This window comes from Mangrovibacter yixingensis, assembly GCF_020523985.1.
In the GTDB taxonomy this organism is placed as follows: Bacteria; Pseudomonadota; Gammaproteobacteria; order Enterobacterales; family Enterobacteriaceae; genus Mangrovibacter; species Mangrovibacter yixingensis.
The window spans coordinates 45,237-66,687 of the sequence record NZ_JAIVKM010000012.1; the positions used below are offsets into that span (position 1 = coordinate 45,237).

A 21,451-nucleotide genomic window follows, 5' to 3' on the forward strand; every position below is an offset into this window, starting at 1 on the left:
CGCAGCCACAGTAAAATGATCTGCCAGTACAGCGCCGGTTGCGCGCCGTGTCAGCAACACCAGTTTCACTCACCGCCTGCGCACGGCGCACGCAGGGGGCCCGGCCCCCCTGCACCCCCGTTGGTGGCTGGCAAAATCGCCGCTTCGCGGACATTCGGCTTACCCCGGCAGGCTTATCGGGTACCGCTCCGAGTCGGCTTCCTGCCTCCCGTCGCTCTGCCTGCATCCATGCAGGCAGCCCCGGCCTGCCAGGCACGCCTCAACGATTTCGAGGCCACTAACCCCACCCGTTTGTAAGCTCTCAGAAAAAACAAATACAGACGTACCGGGTACAAAACTCACAGCCACACCGGACAACACAGGCATTCCCGCACTTGCAGCGCTGGCTGAGTCGCGTAAGACCGGTGAGCCGCAGAAAGGAAGACAAGGTTATTCCGCCAGGACGGCGGAATAAGGCGAAACGAGGCATGGATGCCGAGTCGAGCCGGCCGCAGGCGGACTGCCCGGAGGTGAACGCAGTGCGCAGCACCGGTTGCCCGCGAAAAACCGGATTGTTAAGGGGCGGGCCCCTTAACACGTTCACCGTCTGTGAAGCCACATTAGCTTCATCACTTCAAGTGAACGCAATTTTCACCGAACCGGCAACAGGTTCAGCGAATGTAACCCAAACCATATTCTGCCAGTACAGCGCCGGTTGCGCGCCGTGTCAGCAACACCAGTTTCACTCACCGCCTGCGCACGGCGCACGCAGGGGGCCCGGCCCCCCTGCACCCCCGTTGGTGGCTGGCAAAATCGCCGCTTCGCGGACATTCGGCTTACCCCGGCAGGCTTATCGGGTACCGCTCCGAGTCGGCTTCCTGCCTCCCGTCGCTCTGCCTGCATCCCTGCAGGCAGCCCCGGCCCGCCAGGCACGCCTCAACGATTTCGAGGCCACTAACCCCACCCGTTTGTAAGCTCTCAGAAAAAACAAATACAGACGTACCGGGTACAAAACTCACAGCCACACAGAACCACACAAAAAAACACGCTACTTGCAGCGCTGGCTGAGTCGCGTAAAACCGGTGAACCGCAGAAAGGAAGACAAGGTTATTCCGCCCGGACGGCGGAATAAGGCGAAACGAGGCATGGATGCCGAGTCGAGCCGGCCGCAGGATGACTGCCCGGAGGTGAACGCAGTGCGCAGCACCGGTTGCCCGCGAAAAACCGGATTGTTAAGGGGCGGGCCCCTTAACACGTTCACCGTCTGTGAAGCCACATTGACCACATCACTTGAAGTGAACGGAACTTTCACCACACCGGCATTCGGTTCAGTGAACGTAACGCAGCCACATCAGACAACACAAGCATTCCCGCACCTGCAGCGCTGGCTGAGTCGCGTAAAACCGGTGAACCGCAGAAAGGAAGACAAGGTTATTCCGCCAGGACGGCGGAATAAGGCGAAACGAGGCATGGATGCCGAGTCGAGCCGGCCGCAGGCTGACTGCCCGGAGGTGAACGCAGTGCGCAGCACCGGTTGCCCGCGAAAAACCGGATTGTTAAGGGGCGGGCCCCTTAACACGTTCACCGGCTGTGAAGCCACATTAACCACATCACTTCAGGTGAACGGAACTTTCACCGAACCAGTACCAGCACCAGCACCAGCATCAGCATCAGCATCAGCGCAAAACGAACATAACTTTCACTTCACCTCAAACCACGTCCCATCCCGCCAGTGCCGCCGCCAGCACCACCCCAACGTCACCCCGCGCAACACCAAAAACACCACCAGAGAAAACCACAACCCATGATTCCCAAACCCCGGCAGTGTCAGCAGGCACACCGCAAACCCGGCGGCGGAAAGTGCCATACTGTTGCGCATTTCGGCCCCACGGGTCGCACCAACAAACATCCCGTCCAGCAAATAACACCATACCCCGGCAACTGGCAACAACACCTGCCAGAATAAGTATTTATCTGCTAATTGGTGTAACTGCGGTAGCGAAGTGAGTAAGCCTATAATTTGTGGCCCGGCAAGGGCATAAACCAGAGAGAACCCCAAGGCAACAACACCGGCCTGGCGGCAGGCTGCACCCCATACGGCCAACAGTTGCCCTTTGCTGCGGGCACCAAAAGCCTGGCCAGAATGGGCTTCCACTGCGTAAGCAAAACCATCCAGTGCATAAGCAGTAAAGGTCAGCAATGTCATCAATAATGCATTCACCGCTACAATGTCGCCGCCCAGCCGGGCACCCAACACAGTGATAGAAGCAAAGCACCCTTGAACCAGTAAAGAACGCAGCATGATGTCGCGGTTTAACGCCATCAAGCGCCGAATATTGCCGAACCACGCCGTTTTCAGCCCTGACAGGGGAATACCCCGCATCACCAACACCCGCCAGACCATTACCAGCCCCAGCAACAACGTGACATACTCAGAGATGGTGGTTGCCAGCGCAGCACCCTTCACATTCATACCCAGCCCCATTACCAGCCAGATATCCAGCGCGATATTCAGCACATTGCCCACTACCAGCAAAATAACTGGGGCGCGAGCATACTGAACACCTAGCAACCACCCCAACAGCACCAGGTTAGCCAGTGAAGCGGGGGCACCCAGCCAGCGAACCGATAAAAATGCCTGTGCCTGAGCCAACACGGCTTCGCTGCCCCCGGTAACAGTAAGCGCGAGATGAATTAATGGGGTGCGAAACACCACAATGGCAACCCCCGCCACTAACGCCAGCAACAAAGGCTGCATCAGTGCCCGCAGCAACCCCTGGTCATCCCTTGCGCCATAAGCCTGTGCTGTTAACCCGGTGGTGCTCATACGCAAAAACAGCAGCAACATGAACAGAAAACTGGTTGCCGTTGCGCCAATAGCCACACCACCGAGGTAATCCGGGCTGTCCAGATGCCCAATCACGGCGGTATCAACCAGGCCCAATAACGGTACAGTGATATTGGACACAATCATGGGGATAGCAAGCCGCCACAGTGCCCGGTCGGTTCGGGAAAAAAATCGCATCACTTACCCCGGATAAAAAAGTTTGGGGAAAAACACCCACAAAAAAGCCGTGACACAGGCTGGCTGTATCACGGCTGTAAAAGCATAGCAGATTAAGGATTCGGTCAGAGCCAATCGCCGTTGCGAATAACGCCCACAGCCAGGCCCTCGATGGTGAAGTTTTGCTCGCGTAAATCGACAACAATCGGCGTAAATTCGTTGTTTTCCGGCAATAATTGCACGGTATTACCTTGCTGTTTCAGCCGCTTAACGGTTACTTCATCATCAATACGCGCTACAACGACCTGGCCATTGCGCACATCCTGCGTTTTATGCACTGCGAGTAAATCGCCATCCATAATACCGATGTCTTTCATTGACATACCGCTAACGCGCAGTAAGAAATCAGCATGTGGTTTAAACAGGGAAGGATCGACCTGATAGTGGCCTTCAATGTGCTGCTGAGCCAGCAAAGGTTCACCGGCAGCAACCCGGCCGACCAGCGGCAGGCCGTCATCATTAGTTTCTTCCAGGAGCAGACGAATACCACGAGAAGCACCAGATACGATTTCAATAACCCCTTTACGGGCCAGTGCTTTCAGGTGTTCTTCTGCCGCATTGGGCGAACGAAAGCCCAGACGCTGCGCAATTTCCGCACGGGTTGGAGGCATCCCCGTCTGGTTAATGTGATCCCGGATGAGATCGTAGACCTCCTGCTGTCTGGTAGTAAGTGCTTTCATTCCTTCCGCCCCCTGGGTGTATATACAGTTATGCTGTGAGTATATACAGTTAATGGTGATTTTGAAACCACAATTAAGCAAAAAACCAGGCACTTATCCCATAAAGCCGCCAGGAGGAACCCGCCACAGCCCAAAAGCCACAATGACGGGCGTTCTTTACAGGTAAAACTCAGAAAAAATGAGACCAGAGCACACTTCCCCAAGTAAACAGGGCGAGTATAATTGCGAACAACACTGCAGCGGACCCCATATCTTTAGCCCTGCCAGAGAGTTCGTGAAAATCTGTTCCCACCCGGTCAACAATAGCTTCAATAGCACTGTTGAGAATTTCGATTATCATCACCAGAGTGACGGAACCGATAAGCAACACACGAGCAATGGCACCGACATCCAGCCAACAGGCAATAAAGATAGCCAGCACAGTAGCAACCCCTTCCTGGCGAAAAGCGGCTTCATTTTTCCATGCGGCACGAATACCTTTCCAGGAGTAGCCGGCTGCTTTAATGATTCGGGTGAGTCCAGTGGTGTTACTTGCCATGAAGGAACCTTTTTAGCTTAGTGGCGTCAATGCCTGTAGCGTCGCGCAGGCAACTTCCTCAGAAATCCCGACGGGTTTCTGTTATTCTTGCGACGCATTTGCGTTTTTAACCAGAGGCTTTACAACGTTTATGTCCGGTTGGCCACGAATTTACTACAAATTGCTGAATTTACCATTAAGTATGCTGGTAAAAAGCAAATCTATTCCGGCGGATCCTTGCGCCGAATTGGGTTTAGATACCTCGCGTCCTATTATGTACGTGCTGCCTTACAATTCAAAGGCAGACTTACTGACATTACGGGCACAATGCCTGGCACACGATTTGCCAGACCCACTCACGCCACTTGAAGTGGACGGGGCTTGTCTGCCGCGCTATGTCTTTATACATGGCGGGCCGCGTGTATTTACCTATTACACGCCGAAAGAAGAGTCTATCAAGCTGTTTCATGATTACCTGGACCTGCACCGTAGCAACCCCAATCTGGATGTCCAGATGGTGCCAGTATCGGTGATGTTTGGCCGCTCACCTGGCCGGGAAAAAGGCGAAGAAAACCCGCCGCTGCGCCTGCTTAACGGCATTCAGAAGTTCTTTGCTGTGTTATGGCTGGGCCGCGACAGCTTTGTGCGTTTTTCACCGCCGGTTTCTTTGCGTTGGATGGCGACCGAGCATGGCACAGACAAAACTATCGCCCAGAAGTTGGCAAGGGTTGCACGTATGCACTTTGCCCGGCTGCGTCTTGCGGCTGTAGGCCCGCGCTTACCGGCTCGCCAGGATCTGTTCAATAAATTGCTGTCTTCAAAAGCTATTGCTAAAGCGGTGGAAGATGAAGCGCGCAGCAAGAAAATCTCCCATGAAAAAGCACAGCAAAATGCCGTTGCCTTGATGGAAGAGATAGCCGCGAACTTCTCCTATGAAGCCATCCGCATGACGGACCGCGTGCTGGGCTTTACCTGGAACCGGTTATATCAGGGCATTAACGTCCATAATGCTGAGCGGGTACGCCAGTTGGCTCATGAAGGCCACGAACTGGTTTATGTTCCCTGCCATCGCAGCCATATGGATTATCTGTTGCTCTCTTATGTGCTGTATCACCAGGGGCTGGTACCGCCGCATATTGCTGCTGGTATTAACCTGAACTTCTGGCCCGCCGGGCCGATCTTCCGCCGCCTGGGTGCTTTCTTTATTCGCCGTACGTTTAAAGGCAATAAACTCTATTCAACCGTGTTCCGTGAATACCTGGGTGAGCTGTTCAGCCGTGGGTATTCGGTAGAATATTTTGTTGAAGGGGGGCGTTCACGTACTGGCCGCCTGCTCGACCCGAAAACCGGCACACTGTCCATGACAATTCAGGCCATGCTGCGTGGCGGTACCCGCCCGATTACGCTGGTGCCTATTTACATTGGTTATGAGCATGTTATGGAAGTGGGCACCTACGCGAAAGAGTTGCGTGGTGCCACGAAAGAGAAAGAGAGCCTTATCCAGATGATGCGCGGCCTGAGCAAGCTGCGTAATCTGGGCCAGGGGTATGTCAACTTTGGCGAACCTATTCCGCTAACTAACTGGCTGAACCAGCATGTGCCAGAATGGCGCGATGCTATCGACCCGATTGAAGCGATACGCCCACCATGGTTAACCCCCAGCGTGAACGAGATTGCTCATACGCTGATGGTGCGCATTAACAATGCTGGTGCGGCTAACGCCATGAACCTGTGTTGTACGGCTTTACTTGCTTCTCGCCAGCGTTCACTTACCCGTGAACAACTGACTGAGCAGTTAGAGTGTTACATGAGCCTGCTGCGTAATGTGCCTTATTCACCGGATTCTACCGTCCCGGCATTGTCGGCCAGCGAGCTGATTGATCACGCGTTGCAGATGAATAAGTTCGAAGTAGAAAAAGACACCATTGGCGATATTATCGTTCTGCCACGTGAGCAGGCCGTGCTGATGACCTACTATCGCAATAACATTGTGCATATGCTGGTGATGCCGTCTTTACTGGCCTCGATTATTACGCAACACCGTAATATTACGCGCGAGGATCTGCAGAGCCGGGTAGAAGTGCTGTTCCCGATGCTTAAAGCCGAGTTGTTCCTGCACTGGGATAAGGCAGCATTAAGTTCTGTGGTGGATGCGCTGCTCAATGAGCTGGTGCAGCAAAACCTGATTCTGGAAGACAGTGGCCGTTTCCGCCTGAACCCTGCGCGTTCACGTACGTTGCAGTTGCTGGCGGCCGGGGTACGCGAGACGATTCAGCGTTATGCAATCACCTTCTGGCTGCTGAGTGCCAACCCAACGATTAACCGCGGGACACTGGAGAAAGAGAGCCGTACTGTGGCACAGCGTTTGTCTGTACTGCACGGTATCAACGCACCGGAGTTCTTCGATAAAGCGGTGTTCTCTTCACTGGTACTGACACTGCGTGATGAAGGCTATATCAGCGATACCGGTGATGCAGAGCCAACAGAAACCATGAAGGTTTACCAGTTGCTGGCCGAACTGATTACCTCAGATATTCGCCTGACAATTGAAAGCGCTGCATCACAAGGCGAAGACGCACCGGCTCAATAACTGTTGAGTGTATGCGAAAAAATGGCGGGAATTCCCGCCATTTTTTATGCCCGCAATAATAGCCGCTCAGGATAACGGCGGCAGATAGTGGACAAACAACCCTAAAAATAACACCAGCCCCACATAGTTGTTATTCATAAAGGCTTTAAAACAGGCATCCCGGTCACGCCCGGCAATGAGTTTTTGCTGGTATGAAAACAGCCCTGCGGCAAGCAACAGCGACCAGTAAAACGCCCCGCTCAGGTGGTTAAGCAACCCCACCAGCACTAACAGCGCCAGCACCGCCACCTGCAATATGCCAATAATCAGTTTGTCATAACGCCCGAACAGAATAGCGGTGGATTTCACGCCTATCTTCAGGTCGTCATCTCTGTCCACCATGGCATATTGCGTGTCATAAGCGACAGCCCAAAGGATATTGGCTAAAAACAGTAACCAGCAACTCAGCGGCAACTGTTCGCTCACCGCCGAAAACGCCATGGGAATCGACCAGCCAAACGCGGCCCCTAAAACGACCTGGGGTAAATGGGTGTAACGCTTCATAAACGGGTATACCCAGGCCAGTGCCAGCCCGGCGACAGACAGCAGAATTGTCATAGTGTTCAGGGTAAGCACCAGCACGAAAGCCAGTAATACCAGCACACCAAACAATGTAATCGCTTCACGTACTGTTACATCACCACTGGGCAATGGCCGGCGTGCTGTACGTTTGACATGCCCGTCAAATTTGCGGTCGGCGAAGTCATTCACCACACAACCCGCGGCACGCATTAACCAAACGCCAGCGATGAACACCAGCAGAATCGTTAATGGCGGGACACCAGGCGCTGCAAGCCATAGCGCCCATAAAGTAGGCCAGAGTAACAGTAACGCGCCAATCGGTTTGTCAGTACGCATGAGCCGGTGAAATGCCAGCAGTTTATTCTTCTGCGTCAGACTCCACTCCATTTTTCATCCTCTTGATACAACGGTGACGCAGGTAAAAACAGTTCGGTCAGTAATAATGGTTTGCCCGACAAACGGAGGCGGGAACGGCGCCCCCATAAGGTTTCACTGCGCCCCGGGTGAATAAAATCGCGTGTCAGGGCCGAGGCGGTAAACAAGTACCGGCCAAGCGGCGTGGTGCCCAGACGCTGTAACGCCAGCTCCGGGCCGTTCAGCGTGGACTCGGGGACTACCGTGCGCCCCACCAGCCAGGGCGTATCATCGCCCAATAAAATAATTTCCCGTAACCAGTATAGTGATTCACGGGGTAACCAGTCGGCGTCTTCACCCACCTGTTCCGGCGTTACAAAGCCTTCCGATAGCAGCGTCACACTGACCTTGCTGCAACAGCGTTCAAAACGCTTTGTCATTGAGTCTTCCAACAACAGCCAGTCTCGCAGCCAGGCCGACAGGTTATCCGGCAGTGTGTCGGAGAAAGACAGCGCCCGTAATTGCGCTAAAGCAGGGTGCATCATGCCCAACAGTCTCCAAAAAAAACAGTGGGCATTGTAACGCAGAACATGAAAAGGGTGTGGCAGGAAAATAGCAGAAACCAACAGCTATGTAACAAAAAGCCAACGGCCGCAGGCCAGTCTGTCTGTGGAAAAAAGGTGCGCAGACGCGCACCAAGGCTTACAAGATCAGCAATGTGGGGTGATTACCCCTTGCCTTTTACACTACTGATAAAGGTTTTACGTGCGCTGGTGGAACCAAGACGTTCAGCTTCATCGAGTAATTTCAATGCCTTATCTACATCACCTTTCGCCACGGCCTGCTTGATAGCCTGGTTAAAGTAATCTTCAGTGTCATTCAACATGGGCTCAGTTTTCTTCACCGGAGCCGGTGCTGGTGCCGCAACAGGCGCAACCGCCGTGGCAGTATTCCCGACAGTAACCGCTGGGGTGCTGGCTGAAGAACCAAAGATAGGTCCTACCAGAATGCTGGCACCAGAAGAGGTTTTCACTTTCAGTTTGAGCGTACCTTCTGTGCCGTGCTGCGCCACCGGATCTGGAATATCCGGAATGGCGTTACCCGCGCCTTTTGCGTAAGCCTTGGCCGGGGCAATCAATGTCGTTGTGCGTTGTAAATCCTGCGGGGTTGTGAATACCAGTAAGTAAATTTTCTGCTGCCCTAATGCAGGCGTCAGTTTCAGGGTGCCTTCCAGCCGGTCGGCGGCCATTACACCCGGTTGTTGATAGGTAAAGAAACTCGCCGGAAACCAAGCCGACGGGTTCATATTCTGGTCCAGTACCAGCACATTCGGGGCATAGACCCGGTTCTGCGCCACTTCACTGGTTAGTGTAATTGTAAGCTCACCAATATTGGCGGGTACGCTGTAAGCTGCAACCGGCCCGGTAATGCCCGGATTATTCAGTTGCTGGCCTTGTGTTGCCAGCTTAACTTCCACATTCTGGCCTGAATTCAACGGCTGCCAGGTCAGTTGCTGGAGGGAACTTGCACTAAAAGTAGGAGCCCCGGCGAGGTTTTGTGGCACCAGGTCTACTGCTGCAAGGGAGATTGCGGGAACAGCGGCGAGCAGCCCTGCACTCAGGCAAAGGGCAACGAGACGTTTTTTCATTGTTATGACCTCGGTAGCAACGGGATACGGTGGCCAGGCAATAGCGCGTATCCGTATTCAGAATCAATTTGGGTCTGTGAAAGAGGGGGTTGCCCCCCTCTGGTCTAACGCGTTGTAGTCTTCAGGCTTACCACCAGATTTCCATCTGAGCACCGAAGGTCCACTCATCGTTGTCACCACGGCTGTAGGTGGTGGTGCTGGTATCGGCAGCTGCGTAACCGCTGTCGTTGTAGCCCCATTTTTCATCCCACTTGGCGTAGGTGGCGAACAGGCGCAGAGCCGGGCGAGACCAAATGCTGTCGCCAGCCTGCCATTGTTGGGCCAGGGTCACTTTGTACTGGTCGTTGTGCTTGCCAGCGTTCTGTGATTTGACGTTGTCGTAGCCCACTTCCAGCAAGGTGCTCATGATTGGCGTCCATTTGTACATTGGGCGTACGCCCACGGTGTACCAGGTGCTGCCGTTCTTGCTGTCCATGTCGATATCCTGATACATACCGACATACATCAGTGCCCATTTGTCGTTGAAGTCGATTGCGCCATGGTTCAGAACACGAATCATGTGGCCGTCGTTGTTCAAAGTGCCCTGCGCATGACCACTGTTCCAGGTGGTCATTGCATCGGTTGCATACTGAACAACAAACTTGTTGAAGCCGCCGCCAATAGACTGAGTATGTTCAGCAGTGAACATGTAACCGTCTTTGGTTGCGCCATCTGCCAGGCGGTAGTTGTCACGCGGGTTGGCACGGCCATAATCCACACCCAGTTCCAGCATACCGCCAGGGTTCACTTCCAGGCCTGCTAAACGCACGTCAAATACGTCGTTGGCGGTTTTGGAGGCCTCTTCATGTGCACGGTCGCTGGTGAAGGTGTAAGAACCACCAGTTTCAGAGTTACGGGTTGCAGCAACAGACAACTTACCAAAGCCGAGATCTACGTTTTCCAGACCGGCACCAGGACCTGAAATATCCCAGTAGTAGAAGTCGATCATGTGAACGTCATGACGTTGGTAGAAGCGTTTACCGGCCCAAATGGTGGAGCCTGGCAGTGCATCAATCAGGTTTTTACCCTGAACGTTGGCTTCACGAAATGCCGGGCTGGTAGATTCCCAGTCATCCATCTGAGAAACTGAGTAAGCGACGTTAGTGTCGAAATAGAAGCTTTTATCGCCTTCTTTCCACACTTCCTGTCCCAGTTTTAATTCCGCGTAGGTTTCGCATTCGTTACCCAGACGGTATTTGCTTTGCGCGCCGGTGGCGGTAAAGCACTGCTGTTCACCGCCACTACCCGTCCAGCCAATACCGGAACGAGCATAACCGTGGAAGTCAACGGCCAGCGCCTGAGCAGACATCACACCCGCAGCCACTGCGATAGCCAGGGGAAGTTTGCGCAGAGTAATCATCATTCTATCTCCTGAGGTCATTGCTTTTATTGTGAGGGTCACTTAAACACCTGGCTCCTGATGCAACCGACGGCAGGCTGTGCCATCTTCCTTGAATAAGTGGCAGCGCTCTGGCGGCAAGCCAATGGCGAATGTCGCGCCCTCTTTCACCAGCACCACGTCGTTCTGGCGGTAAACCAGGTTTTGACGCAGCGCCGGAATCTGAATATGGATTTGTGTTTCATGCCCCAGTTGTTCCACCACCTGTACTTCCCCTTCGAGGGTGACATCGGCGATATCACTGGGCAGTAAATGTTCCGGGCGAATCCCCAAAGACATGTTGGCGCCCACCTGTACCCCAGTGCTTTCCACTGGCAACCAGACATGCTGGCGGTTAGGTAACTCAACCTGCACTTGTTCCAGCGCGGTGGCGGTGACTTTAACGGGCAGGAAGTTCATTTTGGGCGAGCCGATAAATCCGGCGACAAAGCGGTCTGCCGGGTAGTGATACAGTTCAAGAGGTTTACCGACCTGGGCGATACGCCCGGCATCCAGCACCACGATTTTGTCGGCGAGAGTCATCGCTTCGACCTGGTCGTGGGTGACATAAATCATGGTGCGTTTCAGGCGCTTATGCAGACGGGAGATCTCAATACGCATTTGCACACGCAATGCCGCATCCAGGTTAGACAGCGGTTCATCCAGCAGGAATACTCGTGGTTCCGCGACCAGGGTACGGCCAATCGCTACACGCTGACGCTGCCCACCGGAGAGCGCTTTCGGGCGACGGTCCAGTAAGTGGGCCAGTTGCAGCACTTCCGAAACCTGGTTAACACGCTGGTTAATTAGCTCTTTTTTGGCTCCAGCCAGTTTCAGGCCGAAAGACATGTTTTCCGCTACCGACAAATGCGGATAAAGCGCATAAGACTGAAAGACCATGCCCACACCACGTTCAGCGGGAGGGACATCATTCATACGTTTTTCACCAATGAACAAATCACCGCTGGTGATGGTTTCCAGACCCGCAATCATGCGTAATAACGTTGATTTACCGCAGCCAGACGGGCCAACAAATACGACAAATTCGCCGTCGTTGATTGTTAAATTGATGTCTTTCGACACCACTACGTCTCCCCAGGCCTTGGTTACGTTCTGTAACTGCACGTTTGCCATCGAACTTCTCCCTTCATCCATCACTCAACCCGCCCAGCGGCAGGTAATACAAGATGTGTCCGACTATGAGGGAGTTTGTCGTGAGGAAAATCCTCCACCCATGGCTTTTTTATGGGGGAGGAGACGGGAGGATGAGAAACGCACACAAGCAGGAAAAATCGTGGGCTGACAGGGATTTTCGTGATCCTGATTTCAAAAATTGGTGCCGTTTTGTGTGCTGCGGGCCACATAACCGGGATTTATGAGAAGCCGATCACACAAAGTAACCCTACGGCGTAGTGCCAGGGAGGATGAGATTTTTCTGTTCTAATCCGACACTGGCGCAGGTAAAGCCACACAGTGTACCCACGTGCATATCACCTAAAGGATGGAACATATGAAAATTAAAACCGGCGCACGTATCCTCGCGTTGTCTGCGCTGACGACAATGATGTTTTCTGCCTCTGCTCTGGCCAAAATCGAAGAAGGCAAACTGGTTATCTGGATTAACGGCGATAAAGGCTATAACGGCCTGGCCGAAGTGGGTAAAAAGTTTGAACAGGACACCGGGATTAAAGTCAGCGTTGAACATCCAGACAAACTGGAAGAGAAATTCCCGCAAGTTGCCGCTACAGGCGATGGTCCGGATATTATCTTCTGGGCTCACGACCGGTTTGGGGGATATGCGCAATCTGGCCTGTTGGCTGAAATCACGCCAGATAAAGCGTTCCAGGACAAGCTCTATCCCTTTACCTGGGATGCCGTTCGCTACAATGGCAAACTGATTGCCTACCCGATCGCCGTTGAAGCTTTATCTCTGATTTACAACAAAGACTTGCTGCCAACCCCGCCGAAAACCTGGGAAGAAATTCCGGCACTGGATAAGAAACTGCGTGCTGAAGGTAAGAGTGCGTTGATGTTCAACCTGCAAGAGCCGTACTTCACCTGGCCGTTAATCGCCGCGGATGGTGGTTATGCCTTTAAATATGAAAACGGCAAATACGATGTCAAAGATGTGGGTGTGGATAACGCCGGTGCAAAAGCAGGCCTGACCTTCCTGGTTGACCTGATTAAAAACAAACACATGAACGGCGACACCGACTACTCGATTGCTGAAGCGGCATTCAACAAAGGCGAAACCGCGATGACCATTAACGGTCCGTGGGCCTGGGCGAATATCGATAAGAGCAAAATCAACTACGGTGTAACTCTGCTGCCAACCTTTAAAGGTAAAGCCTCAAAACCGTTTGTTGGTGTACTGAGCGCCGGGATTAACGCGGCCAGCCCGAACAAAGAGCTGGCTAAAGAGTTCCTGGAAAACTACCTGATGACTAATCAGGGCCTGGAAACCGTGAACAAAGATAAACCACTGGGTGCTGTTGCGCTGAAATCTTACCAGGAAGTGCTGGAGAAAGACCCGCGCATTGCTGCCACCATGGCGAACGCCCAGACCGGTGAAATCATGCCGAATATCCCGCAGATGTCTGCATTCTGGTATTCCGTTCGTACCGCTGTAATTAACGCCGTGACTGGCCGCCAGTCTGTTGATGCGGCACTGAAAGACGCAGAAACACGTATTACTAAATAAACCATCAGTCACCACCTTCTCCCGGCAGGGAGAAGGTGCCTGATACCCCGCAGTCCCCGTAGTAGAGGAAGACCCCATGGATGTGATGAAAAAGAGCCACTGGTGGCAAAGCGACAGTCTCAAATGGTCTGTTATCGCCTTGCTTGGTCTACTGGTAGGTTATCTTGTGGTAGTGATGTACGCCCAGGGGGAGTACCTGTTTGCCATAATGACCTTGATTATCAGTAGTCTGGGTTTATATATTTTCGCCAACCGCCGTACCTACGCCTGGCGTTATGTGTATCCAGGACTGGCCGGAATGGGGTTATTTGTACTTTTTCCGCTGGTTTGTACTATTGCCATTGCGTTCACCAACTACAGCAGCACCAACCAGTTAACGTTTGAACGCGCACAACAAGTGCTGATGGACCGCCAATACCAGGCGGGGAAAAGTGTCCGATTTGCGCTCTACCCTGCTGGTGACAAATGGCAACTGGCACTGACAGATACGGCTGAAGAGAAAAACTACCTTTCTGAACCGATTACGCTGAGCGGCAAGCAACATTTAACGCTGTCCCCGGTTGATGCCCTGCCAGCAACAGACCGCGCCAACCTGCGCGTGATTACCCAAAACCGCCAGGCACTTGGCGAAATCACCGCAGATATTCCCGGCAATCCGGGGTTGGTGATGAGTTCCTTACGTGAATTTTCCGGCACGCGGCCTTTATATACACTGGGCAAAGATAACAGCCTGACCAACAACCAAACCGGTGTGATATACCGCCCGAACGCAAAAATCGGCTTTTACCAGGCTGTGGATGCCAGCGGTAACTGGGCGAGTGAACAACTGAGCCCAGGCTACACCGTTACCATTGGCTGGGATAACTTTACCCGCGTGTTTACCGATGAAGGCATTAAACAACCCTTCTTCGCCATTTTTATCTGGACCATTGTTTTCTCTGCTCTCACTGTTTTCCTGACGGTTGCCGTCGGTATGGTGCTGGCCTGCCTGGTACAGTGGGAATCGTTGAAAGGCAAAGCGATTTACCGGGTGCTGCTCATTTTGCCTTATGCGGTGCCATCGTTTATTTCTATCCTGATTTTCAAGGGGTTGTTTAACCAAAGCTTCGGTGAAATCAACATGATGCTGAGTGCGTTGTTTGGCATCAAACCTGCCTGGTTCAGCGACCCGACCACTGCCCGCAGCATGATTATCATCGTCAACACCTGGTTGGGTTATCCCTACATGATGATTCTGTGCATGGGGCTGTTAAAGGCGATTCCGGAAGATTTATATGAAGCATCAGCAATGGATGGCGCAGGCCCATTCCAGAACTTCTTCCGCATTACTCTGCCGTTACTGATTAAACCGTTAACACCGCTGATGATTGCCAGTTTCGCGTTTAACTTTAACAACTTCGTACTGATTCAGTTGTTAACCAACGGCGGCCCGGACCGGCTTGGCACCACCACACCGGCAGGTTATACCGACTTACTGGTGAGCTACACCTACCGTATCGCCTTTGAAGGCGGCGGCGGGCAGGACTTCGGCCTGGCGGCAGCCATCGCCACGATTATATTCCTGTTAGTTGGCGCACTGGCTGTCGTGAACCTGAAAGCCACCCGCATGAAGTTTGATTAAGGAGGAATCATCATGGCTATGGTGCAACCCAAATCGCAAAAATTATGTTTGCTGACCACTCACTTACTGTTGCTGTTATTTATTGCAGCCATCATGTTCCCGCTGTTAATGGTGGTGGCGATATCGCTACGCTCCGGTAACTTCGCAACGGGCAGCCTGATCCCCGATCAAATTTCCTGGGAACACTGGAAACTGGCGCTGGGGTTCAGCGTGCAACATGCCGACGGGCGGGTCACTCCGCCCCCCTTCCCGGTGCTGTTGTGGCTGTGGAACTCCGTCAAAATCGCCGGGATTACCGCAATTGGTATTGTGGCACTGTCCACCACCTGCGCTTATGCCTTTGCGCGGATGCGTTTCCCCGGCAAAGCAACACTGCTCAAAGGAATGCTGATTTTCCAAATGTTCCCCGCAGTGCTGTCACTGGTGGCGTTGTATGCATTGTTTGACCGTCTGGGCCAGTACATTCCGTTTATTGGCCTGAATACCCATGGCGGGGTGATTTTTGCCTACCTCGGCGGTATTGCACTGCATGTCTGGACGATTAAAGGCTATTTCGAAACGATTGATGGCTCGCTAGAAGAAGCGGCAGCGTTGGATGGTGCCAGCCCGTGGCAGGCTTTCCGCCTGGTGTTGCTGCCGTTATCGGTACCGATTCTGGCGGTAGTATTTATTCTGTCGTTCATTGCCGCAATTACCGAAGTGCCGGTTGCCTCACTGCTGCTACGTGACGTAAACAGCTACACCCTGGCTGTAGGTATGCAGCAATATCTGAACCCACAGAACTATTTATGGGGCGACTTTGCCGCTGCCGCAGTGTTGTCGGCCATACCCATTACTGTTGTGTTCCTGCTGGCGCAGCGCTGGCTGGTTAACGGCCTCACCGCTGGCGGTGTTAAAGGCTAACCGTGTTCCACCCCCGCGCGAAACTGCCTGTACGCGCGGGATGTAATGCCACTGCAAACCCTCATTATTAAGCCAACTTGTCTCTGTCTTTGGCGGCCTGAAAAGCCGCCACTTTTTTGTGCACTATTCCCGGCGCAACCTGCTGCTGTTGCATAGCCATAGCGTGATAACTAACAGCAGGATAGCGGCAGAGTAGATAAGGACATCAATGGGGGATTTATGATCGATGATTATCAGGCGCACAATCGCCGTAATACCGATATAGACAAAGTAACGTAACGGGAAATGAAAGCCTGACTGGAAATACTTCACAATCAGGGCAATAAATTCAAAGTAAAGAAAGTAAACCACCAACCCTTCAATCAGCAGGTATTTACTGGCCTGTTCATTAGGAGTGAACAGCACATCGGCAAGGTGCAAGGTTTCTTTACCCAGAAAGATAACCAATATTAACCCAAGGCAGGTCAGCCCCAGGTTGAGGATGGTTTGCAGAATTGTCGAAATCAACTCAACACGGGCACGCGCTAATGACGTCATAGCCGACTCCACTTTAATTGCGGTCTCTGGCCTGTTATACGGCAAAAATGTGATCCAGATCCATATTTTTTTCTTTATCATAGTGTGCTATTTCAGTTGTGGATCTGTTCATGCGGAGTGATACCGATATAAACCGGAGGTCCCTATGATTCGCATTGCCTGTTTACACACGGCACCCGGCAATGAAGCTTTATTTGAGCAGGCAGCAAGGGATATTGGCCTGCCTGACGGCTGCTTAAAACACACCGTGATGCCGCAACTGTTACGCATGGCGGAGGCCAGTGGCGGGTTAACGCCAGCTCTGGAAGATGATGTGATACGGGTGCTCCTGGCACTAAGCCATCACGCCAATGCCGTATTGCTCACCTGTTCAACACTTGGCCCGGCGGTAGATAAGCTCAACCAGCGCTCACCCGCCAGTATTCCGGTATTACGCGTTGACCGGGCTCTGGCACAGGCGGCAATGGCACAAGGTAAACGCACTGTGGTGCTGTGTGCCACCCAAACAACCGTTGAACCCACCCAGGTGTTATTTGATCTGGCACGCCAGCTACCTGAGCAAGAGCTGGAAACCCGGCTGATTCCCGGTGCCTGGGATGCCTTTTTGCAAGGTGACCAAATCCTGTACCACGAGCGGATTATTGCTGCGGTACAACGGGCGCTGGCTGAGGGGGCCGAGTGTGTCGCCCTGGCGCAGGCATCCATGAGCAGTGTCAGTAAATATTTGCCAGCCTGCTCACCAGTACTGACCAGCCCACATCTGGCTCTGGAGCAGTTAAAAACACAGTTGTTGTCTTAACACAGGGCATTTTCCTGTTTGCAGGCCTGTATTATCTTTTGTGACTATGAACAATACCTTCACATTTCGTACAGCGCAGGAAGGCGATGCCTTCCTGCTTCACCAACTGGGCACCGAAAGTTATCAGCACCACTTTGCTCACTTGTGGCATAACCCACATGAGATGCAGGCATTCATGCATAAATCGTTTGATCCTGCTGCTATTCGTGAGCGAATGGGCACGCCTGGCAACCAGTGGCTGATTGCCGAAGCAGGCAAACCTGTCGGTTTTGCTGAACTGACCTGGCATGAGCAATTAGCACATCCTTCGCCCCAGGGCGCGTTTCTGAACAAAATCTATTTGCTGCCAGGTATTACCGGGCAAGGGCTGGGGCAGGCTTTTTTTGACGAGATAATTGCCCAGGCCATGGCCCACGGCGAAACGTCATTGTGGCTGGAAGTGCTGGCAGAAAATCATGGAGCCCGGCGTTTTTACATGCGCCAGGGAATGCATGTTATGAAGAAGCTGGTATTCCAAAGTGCAACGCAAACCAGTGATATTTTACTGATGGCGATGTCACTTCCCCGGCCAGCAACTGCACCGGGGAAGCCTCAGGTTAACGGAAGTTAACGCTGCGGTCGCTGGTCATGCTGTAGAGGTCAAATTTACGGCCCAGCATCTGGCCGCCATCACGCGTAAGTGGTGACCAACTGACTTGCGCACGGCTGCGTGTCGGGTAGGCACTGAACAGATCCATAGGAACAGAGATATACACCCCTTTGGTGAAATCCCCTTCGCCGTATTCGTCGGGCGACACATTGGTGATAGTGGCGTAAGTCCCTACCACAATCCCGCTGTCAAAGTGTTTCGCCACTTCAAGCGTGGCCCCTTTGTCGCCTGCCAGATACTGCCCAACACTCAGCTTCATCAACACATCGGGTGCAAACGATGGGTTCCAGTATGCAGTAACATGGCCGGTTTTCACGCTGTAATCAGTGAACTTCATCATGTCTGTGGGGCTGGTCCAGTCACGCTGTTTCACGTAGTTAGCATTGACACCTAACGCCCAGTCGCTGTCCAGTGGGCGGTACAACACTTCGGTCCCGACCCCGCCAAACATGGTTTCCAGGTAACCACCATATACCTGGCCGTAAAAACCATTGCCCAGGTACTGGAAGTAGTTTGCTTGCAGGTTATTGATGTAGTAATTGTTTTCTACATATTCACGCACACGAGTACGTACACGCGGTAACACAGAGTCACTACTGGTGTAATTAAATTTGCTGTAGTTGTTAGTCAGGTTCACGAACAGGCTGCCAGTGGTTAACAAGTGGTCGGTCAGCCAGTAATCCGCGGTGCCCATTACCCCTAACTGGTACATGTAGAAGTTTTCCGGGCCACCGACAGACTGGTTCAGCACCGGGTCGAGCGAGTAGTTGAAGCGGCTTTTCTCGATATACCAGCCTTGCTCTGTGTCATCTGGAATATCCGGATTTTCCCGTTTTTGCAGTAACGGCGTTTCCTGCCCCAGGGGTTCACCTTCCAGATGGCGTTTCAGGCTGGCGACATCGGTTTCAGTGGTAACCTGCGGCAAATTCACGCTGCTTTCATTAACCTTAATAGTACGAATACCCGCCGGGAGATCATTCATGATGATGCGATTCGCACGCACCACGCCTTCGTCCCCATCGCGGTATTTCGCCTGGTCACCGGAGACATACAACGTATCGCCTTTGATCTGGATTTTCGGATCGATATACCCGGCGTTATATTTCAGTTGGGTTAACTGGTTTGCTACCACAGTATGTTGCAGCACAGCATCCTGTGGTTGCGGCTCATACGCCGGGCGGCGGCTGTCTGTCCAGTAATGGCGCAAATCGTTAAAGTTGGTATGCAGGGTAAAACCAAACATTAACGTGTTACCGCGTTCATAACTCAGGCTGGCATCGGCCCAGTCGGATAAACGGTAAACAGCCCCGACGTTAAACTTACTTTTCTGCTCGATTACCCCAGCGTATTCATCGCTGTAGTTGTTACCTTCATACTCCAGTTTCAGGCGCAACGGCTGCCACGGCGTCTGGTATTCAATCCCACCAAATAACGCGCTCGGGCCGTGGAACATATTGTCAGCACTGAGTGAACCCGCCGAATGGTAGCTGGTGTCACGGTAGCAATAACTGCCGCTGACACTACAGAAGGGGTTTTTGATATTGCCGCTGGTGCCCAGGTAGCCCCAGCCAATACCAAGCGAGAAATCGAACGGCCCCCAGGCTTTGCTGGCAACCAGGTATTCACTGTCAAACAGCCCGGTACCGCCAATATCACGCAGGCCAATGGCCACTTGAGGCAACCAATAACCCTCTTCCCACAAGCGCAATTTCATATCGAAAGATTTATCTTTGTAGGTTTGGTTGCCCGAGAACGCTTCTACGTTACTGTATTTACGGGTACGCACGTCGGTATAACGCAGAGTGGTTTCCAGCCAGGGAAATAACTGAATGGAACCGGAATAAAAGCGGTACTGGTCGTTATCGTGGTAGTTAAAGCTGAATGAGCCTTCACGAGCCATGCGGGCAGTGGGCGTTTGAAGTAACCCGACTCCACCGAAGTCAGATTGTGTTGTTCCACCCGGTGCTGCAGCCCAACTTTGATTATGACAGGCCGTTGCTACGGCTATCGCCATCAGACTGTATAAATATTTTTTTTTCATCAATCTGGTATCCGATGGGTCAGGGAAGTCAATATGCGTTTATTCAGCGCATCCCATGACGATGAGAACAGATGCGAACCAAAACCAACAAAAATCAGGCTACCCGGAGAAGGTTCAATATGGCGCTTATTCCAGTAGGCCACAGGGACTTGTTCAGTTTTGCCATCCGGGTAAATCACCCAGGCATAGCTACGCTCCGCGCCACTCAGCAAGCTTTGGTCATCCAGGTAATCCGCCACCGATTTTCCGGGCGTAAATGCCACCGTTTCCGGTTTGCTGACCAGGCCAAGAACGGTCACAGTATTGGGTTGTGTGGGTAACCAGAGCTGGTATTGCCCTTCCAGGGGGACATTCTGTTGGTTGTGCAGCCGTAACCAGTCCGGGTCGAGGCGGACTAACTGCCGCCCTGTCACCTTCACCAGCGCCAACTGGGCACGCAAAGCCTGAATTGCGGCACCGCTGTTGCCGCCTTCATCCGTGGCAAGGGCATCCAGGTCTGCCAGTAATTTCTGGTGTTCCTGTTCCATTTTGATGCTGGCACCCTGATAGCTGATTACCGCGCCCCGCCACCAGTCGCTATGTACCTGTGGTGCTGTAACGGCATCTGCCAGTCTGGCAACATTTTTCAGTTGCACCGGCGTATTGTTGCCTGACGTGTGAACTGTTACAGAACCTGCCGCCCAGCCGGGAGTGGTGCTGGCTGCAAGCCCTGCCATGAGGAAAAAAAGAATCGGTGCGGTTTTTGTCAAATTCATTATTGTGCCGCCTTCAACAAAAGCTGGGTGACCGGGTAATAATCGCCACCTAAATACTGACGAGACTGGAGAATTAACCCCGAGGACGAAACCCAATAGCGGTTCTGCCAACTTGCATCGTCTGTGGTGACGTCTTCATTAAGCACCCGCACTGCCATCGTTTTTCCGGCAATATTCAGGGTATCGGTGCCGTCCCAGTTAAAGGTTGAGCGGGCAATGGCGTAGCGCACTTGTTGGTGTTCAGTCCAGCCTATGCGCCGGGTCCACTGCGCACCATCCTTTAACGTCGCGACATTCGCCAGCGGGTCTACGCTAAGGTTATCCACTTCAAGGAGGTTATCTGTCAGGCCCAGTGTTTTCACCAGACGCCCATGTTGTGCCACCAGCACAGCGCCATCCTGAGTGGCCCACTTTTCCTGGCCCTGCTCATCCCAGGCTAAAACAACAAAGATACGAGGCCCGCCATTTAATGAAACGTACTGGCTGGCATAAGGCATGTTTTGGATTTCGTCGTCAGTAAGTTTGACGCCGTTACCACCCCACAGGCTATCCCACAACGATACCCCAAGCCCTTTTGTGGTTGCTGAACACGCCTGAAGAAGCAGGCAAATCATAATTATTAGCAGTCGTTTCAC

General features: G+C 52.8%; 18 protein-coding genes. 6 read left to right on the plus strand and 12 right to left on the minus strand.

What is annotated here, in order from left to right:
- Nucleotides 1–1,678: 1,678 nt before the first annotated feature.
- The 3 genes from dinF to LC084_RS21975 form a co-directional block, all read right to left on the minus strand.
- The gene (dinF, locus tag LC084_RS21965) at nucleotides 1,679–3,004 is read right to left on the minus strand and encodes an MATE family efflux transporter DinF (RefSeq protein ID WP_226574164.1); all 1,326 of its coding nucleotides are present in this window, start codon (nucleotides 3,002–3,004) and stop codon (nucleotides 1,679–1,681) included.
- A gap of 104 nt (nucleotides 3,005–3,108) precedes the next feature.
- Nucleotides 3,109–3,723 carry a transcriptional repressor LexA gene (gene lexA, locus LC084_RS21970; protein ID WP_226574167.1) on the minus strand — a complete coding sequence of 205 codons (615 nt, stop codon included), beginning with the start codon at nucleotides 3,721–3,723 and terminating at the stop codon, nucleotides 3,109–3,111.
- A 169-nt stretch (nucleotides 3,724–3,892) separates the two neighbouring features.
- The gene (locus tag LC084_RS21975) at nucleotides 3,893–4,261 is read right to left on the minus strand and encodes a diacylglycerol kinase (protein ID WP_226574170.1); all 369 of its coding nucleotides are present in this window, start codon (nucleotides 4,259–4,261) and stop codon (nucleotides 3,893–3,895) included.
- A 130-nt stretch (nucleotides 4,262–4,391) separates the two neighbouring features.
- Between LC084_RS21975 and plsB the strand changes: the two genes are divergently transcribed.
- Nucleotides 4,392–6,830 (plus strand): glycerol-3-phosphate 1-O-acyltransferase PlsB, encoded by a 2,439-nt coding sequence (gene plsB / locus LC084_RS21980; RefSeq protein WP_226574172.1) that lies wholly within the window; start codon nucleotides 4,392–4,394, stop codon nucleotides 6,828–6,830.
- Between the two features lie 66 nt (nucleotides 6,831–6,896).
- Here plsB and ubiA read toward each other — a convergent pair whose 3' ends face one another.
- The 5 genes from ubiA to malK all read right to left on the minus strand — a co-directional run bounded on the left by ubiA (nucleotide 6,897) and on the right by malK (nucleotide 11,944).
- A complete protein-coding gene (gene ubiA / locus LC084_RS21985) occupies nucleotides 6,897–7,778 on the minus strand; it encodes a 4-hydroxybenzoate octaprenyltransferase (protein ID WP_226574175.1) in 882 nt (293 codons plus the stop codon).
- A complete protein-coding gene (gene ubiC / locus LC084_RS21990; protein WP_226574178.1) occupies nucleotides 7,763–8,290 on the minus strand; it encodes a chorismate lyase in 528 nt (175 codons plus the stop codon). Before ubiC ends, ubiA begins: the two co-directional genes overlap by 16 nt.
- Before the next feature lie 182 nt (nucleotides 8,291–8,472).
- Nucleotides 8,473–9,399, minus strand: a complete 927-nt coding sequence (malM, locus tag LC084_RS21995) for a maltose operon protein MalM (protein WP_226574235.1) — start codon at nucleotides 9,397–9,399, stop codon at nucleotides 8,473–8,475.
- Between the two features lie 121 nt (nucleotides 9,400–9,520).
- Complete coding sequence (locus LC084_RS22000) at nucleotides 9,521–10,795, minus strand: maltoporin (RefSeq protein WP_226574181.1); 1,275 nt, start codon at nucleotides 10,793–10,795, stop codon at nucleotides 9,521–9,523.
- Nucleotides 10,796–10,834: 39 nt separating this feature from the next.
- Nucleotides 10,835–11,944 carry a maltose/maltodextrin ABC transporter ATP-binding protein MalK gene (gene malK, locus LC084_RS22005; RefSeq protein WP_226574184.1) on the minus strand — a complete coding sequence of 370 codons (1,110 nt, stop codon included), beginning with the start codon at nucleotides 11,942–11,944 and terminating at the stop codon, nucleotides 10,835–10,837.
- Nucleotides 11,945–12,320: 376 nt separating this feature from the next.
- Here malK and malE point away from each other — a divergent pair, with 376 nt between their 5' ends.
- The 3 genes from malE (at nucleotide 12,321) to malG (ending at nucleotide 16,035) form a co-directional block, all read left to right on the plus strand.
- Nucleotides 12,321–13,511, plus strand: coding sequence for a maltose/maltodextrin ABC transporter substrate-binding protein MalE (malE, locus tag LC084_RS22010; RefSeq protein ID WP_226574187.1), 1,191 nt, complete (start codon nucleotides 12,321–12,323; stop codon nucleotides 13,509–13,511).
- Between the two features lie 76 nt (nucleotides 13,512–13,587).
- Nucleotides 13,588–15,132, plus strand: a complete 1,545-nt coding sequence (malF, locus tag LC084_RS22015; RefSeq protein WP_226574190.1) for a maltose ABC transporter permease MalF — start codon at nucleotides 13,588–13,590, stop codon at nucleotides 15,130–15,132.
- Nucleotides 15,133–15,144: 12 nt separating this feature from the next.
- Nucleotides 15,145–16,035, plus strand: coding sequence for a maltose ABC transporter permease MalG (gene malG, locus LC084_RS22020; protein ID WP_226574193.1), 891 nt, complete (start codon nucleotides 15,145–15,147; stop codon nucleotides 16,033–16,035).
- A gap of 123 nt (nucleotides 16,036–16,158) precedes the next feature.
- Here malG and psiE read toward each other — a convergent pair whose 3' ends face one another.
- On the minus strand, nucleotides 16,159–16,572 hold the full coding sequence (gene psiE / locus LC084_RS22025; RefSeq protein ID WP_036102976.1) for a phosphate-starvation-inducible protein PsiE: 414 nt from the start codon (nucleotides 16,570–16,572) through the stop codon (nucleotides 16,159–16,161).
- Between the two features lie 145 nt (nucleotides 16,573–16,717).
- Here psiE and LC084_RS22030 point away from each other — a divergent pair, with 145 nt between their 5' ends.
- Nucleotides 16,718–17,371, plus strand: coding sequence for an aspartate/glutamate racemase family protein (locus tag LC084_RS22030; RefSeq protein WP_226574194.1), 654 nt, complete (start codon nucleotides 16,718–16,720; stop codon nucleotides 17,369–17,371).
- A gap of 46 nt (nucleotides 17,372–17,417) precedes the next feature.
- Entirely contained in the window at nucleotides 17,418–17,981 is a 564-nt protein-coding gene (locus LC084_RS22035) for a GNAT family N-acetyltransferase (RefSeq protein ID WP_226574239.1), read from the plus strand.
- Here the strand turns inward: LC084_RS22035 and LC084_RS22040 are convergent.
- From LC084_RS22040 to LC084_RS22050, 3 genes are read right to left on the minus strand one after another with little or no spacing between them, the layout of a single operon-like run.
- Nucleotides 17,968–20,061: a YjbH domain-containing protein gene (locus LC084_RS22040; protein WP_226574196.1), complete on the minus strand. Its 2,094-nt coding sequence runs from the start codon at nucleotides 20,059–20,061 to the stop codon at nucleotides 17,968–17,970. The two genes, LC084_RS22035 and LC084_RS22040, sit on opposite strands and share 14 nt — an antisense overlap.
- On the minus strand, nucleotides 20,061–20,816 hold the full coding sequence (locus tag LC084_RS22045) for a capsule biosynthesis GfcC family protein (RefSeq protein ID WP_226574199.1): 756 nt from the start codon (nucleotides 20,814–20,816) through the stop codon (nucleotides 20,061–20,063). Before LC084_RS22045 ends, LC084_RS22040 begins: the two co-directional genes overlap by 1 nt.
- Nucleotides 20,816–21,451 (minus strand): YjbF family lipoprotein, encoded by a 636-nt coding sequence (locus tag LC084_RS22050; protein ID WP_226574201.1) that lies wholly within the window; start codon nucleotides 21,449–21,451, stop codon nucleotides 20,816–20,818. Before LC084_RS22050 ends, LC084_RS22045 begins: the two co-directional genes overlap by 1 nt.

Bases quoted from the DNA above. Each gene is read 5' to 3' on its own strand.
- dinF (WP_226574164.1), bottom strand. From the start codon at position 3,004: ATGCGATTTTTTTCCCGAACCGACCGGGCACTGTGGCGGCTTGCTATC.
- LC084_RS22040 (WP_226574196.1), bottom strand. From the start codon at position 20,061: ATGAAAAAAAAATATTTATACAGTCTGATGGCGATAGCCGTAGCAACG.
- malF (WP_226574190.1), top strand. From the start codon at position 13,588: ATGGATGTGATGAAAAAGAGCCACTGGTGGCAAAGCGACAGTCTCAAA.
- plsB (WP_226574172.1), top strand. From the start codon at position 4,392: ATGTCCGGTTGGCCACGAATTTACTACAAATTGCTGAATTTACCATTA.
- ubiC (WP_226574178.1), bottom strand. From the start codon at position 8,290: ATGATGCACCCTGCTTTAGCGCAATTACGGGCGCTGTCTTTCTCCGAC.
- LC084_RS22000 (WP_226574181.1), bottom strand. From the start codon at position 10,795: ATGATGATTACTCTGCGCAAACTTCCCCTGGCTATCGCAGTGGCTGCG.
- malE (WP_226574187.1), top strand. From the start codon at position 12,321: ATGAAAATTAAAACCGGCGCACGTATCCTCGCGTTGTCTGCGCTGACG.
- LC084_RS21975 (WP_226574170.1), bottom strand. From the start codon at position 4,261: ATGGCAAGTAACACCACTGGACTCACCCGAATCATTAAAGCAGCCGGC.
- LC084_RS22030 (WP_226574194.1), top strand. From the start codon at position 16,718: ATGATTCGCATTGCCTGTTTACACACGGCACCCGGCAATGAAGCTTTA.
- LC084_RS22035 (WP_226574239.1), top strand. From the start codon at position 17,418: ATGAACAATACCTTCACATTTCGTACAGCGCAGGAAGGCGATGCCTTC.
- LC084_RS22045 (WP_226574199.1), bottom strand. From the start codon at position 20,816: ATGAATTTGACAAAAACCGCACCGATTCTTTTTTTCCTCATGGCAGGG.
- psiE (WP_036102976.1), bottom strand. From the start codon at position 16,572: ATGACGTCATTAGCGCGTGCCCGTGTTGAGTTGATTTCGACAATTCTG.
- malK (WP_226574184.1), bottom strand. From the start codon at position 11,944: ATGGCAAACGTGCAGTTACAGAACGTAACCAAGGCCTGGGGAGACGTA.
- ubiA (WP_226574175.1), bottom strand. From the start codon at position 7,778: ATGGAGTGGAGTCTGACGCAGAAGAATAAACTGCTGGCATTTCACCGG.
- lexA (WP_226574167.1), bottom strand. From the start codon at position 3,723: ATGAAAGCACTTACTACCAGACAGCAGGAGGTCTACGATCTCATCCGG.
- malG (WP_226574193.1), top strand. From the start codon at position 15,145: ATGGCTATGGTGCAACCCAAATCGCAAAAATTATGTTTGCTGACCACT.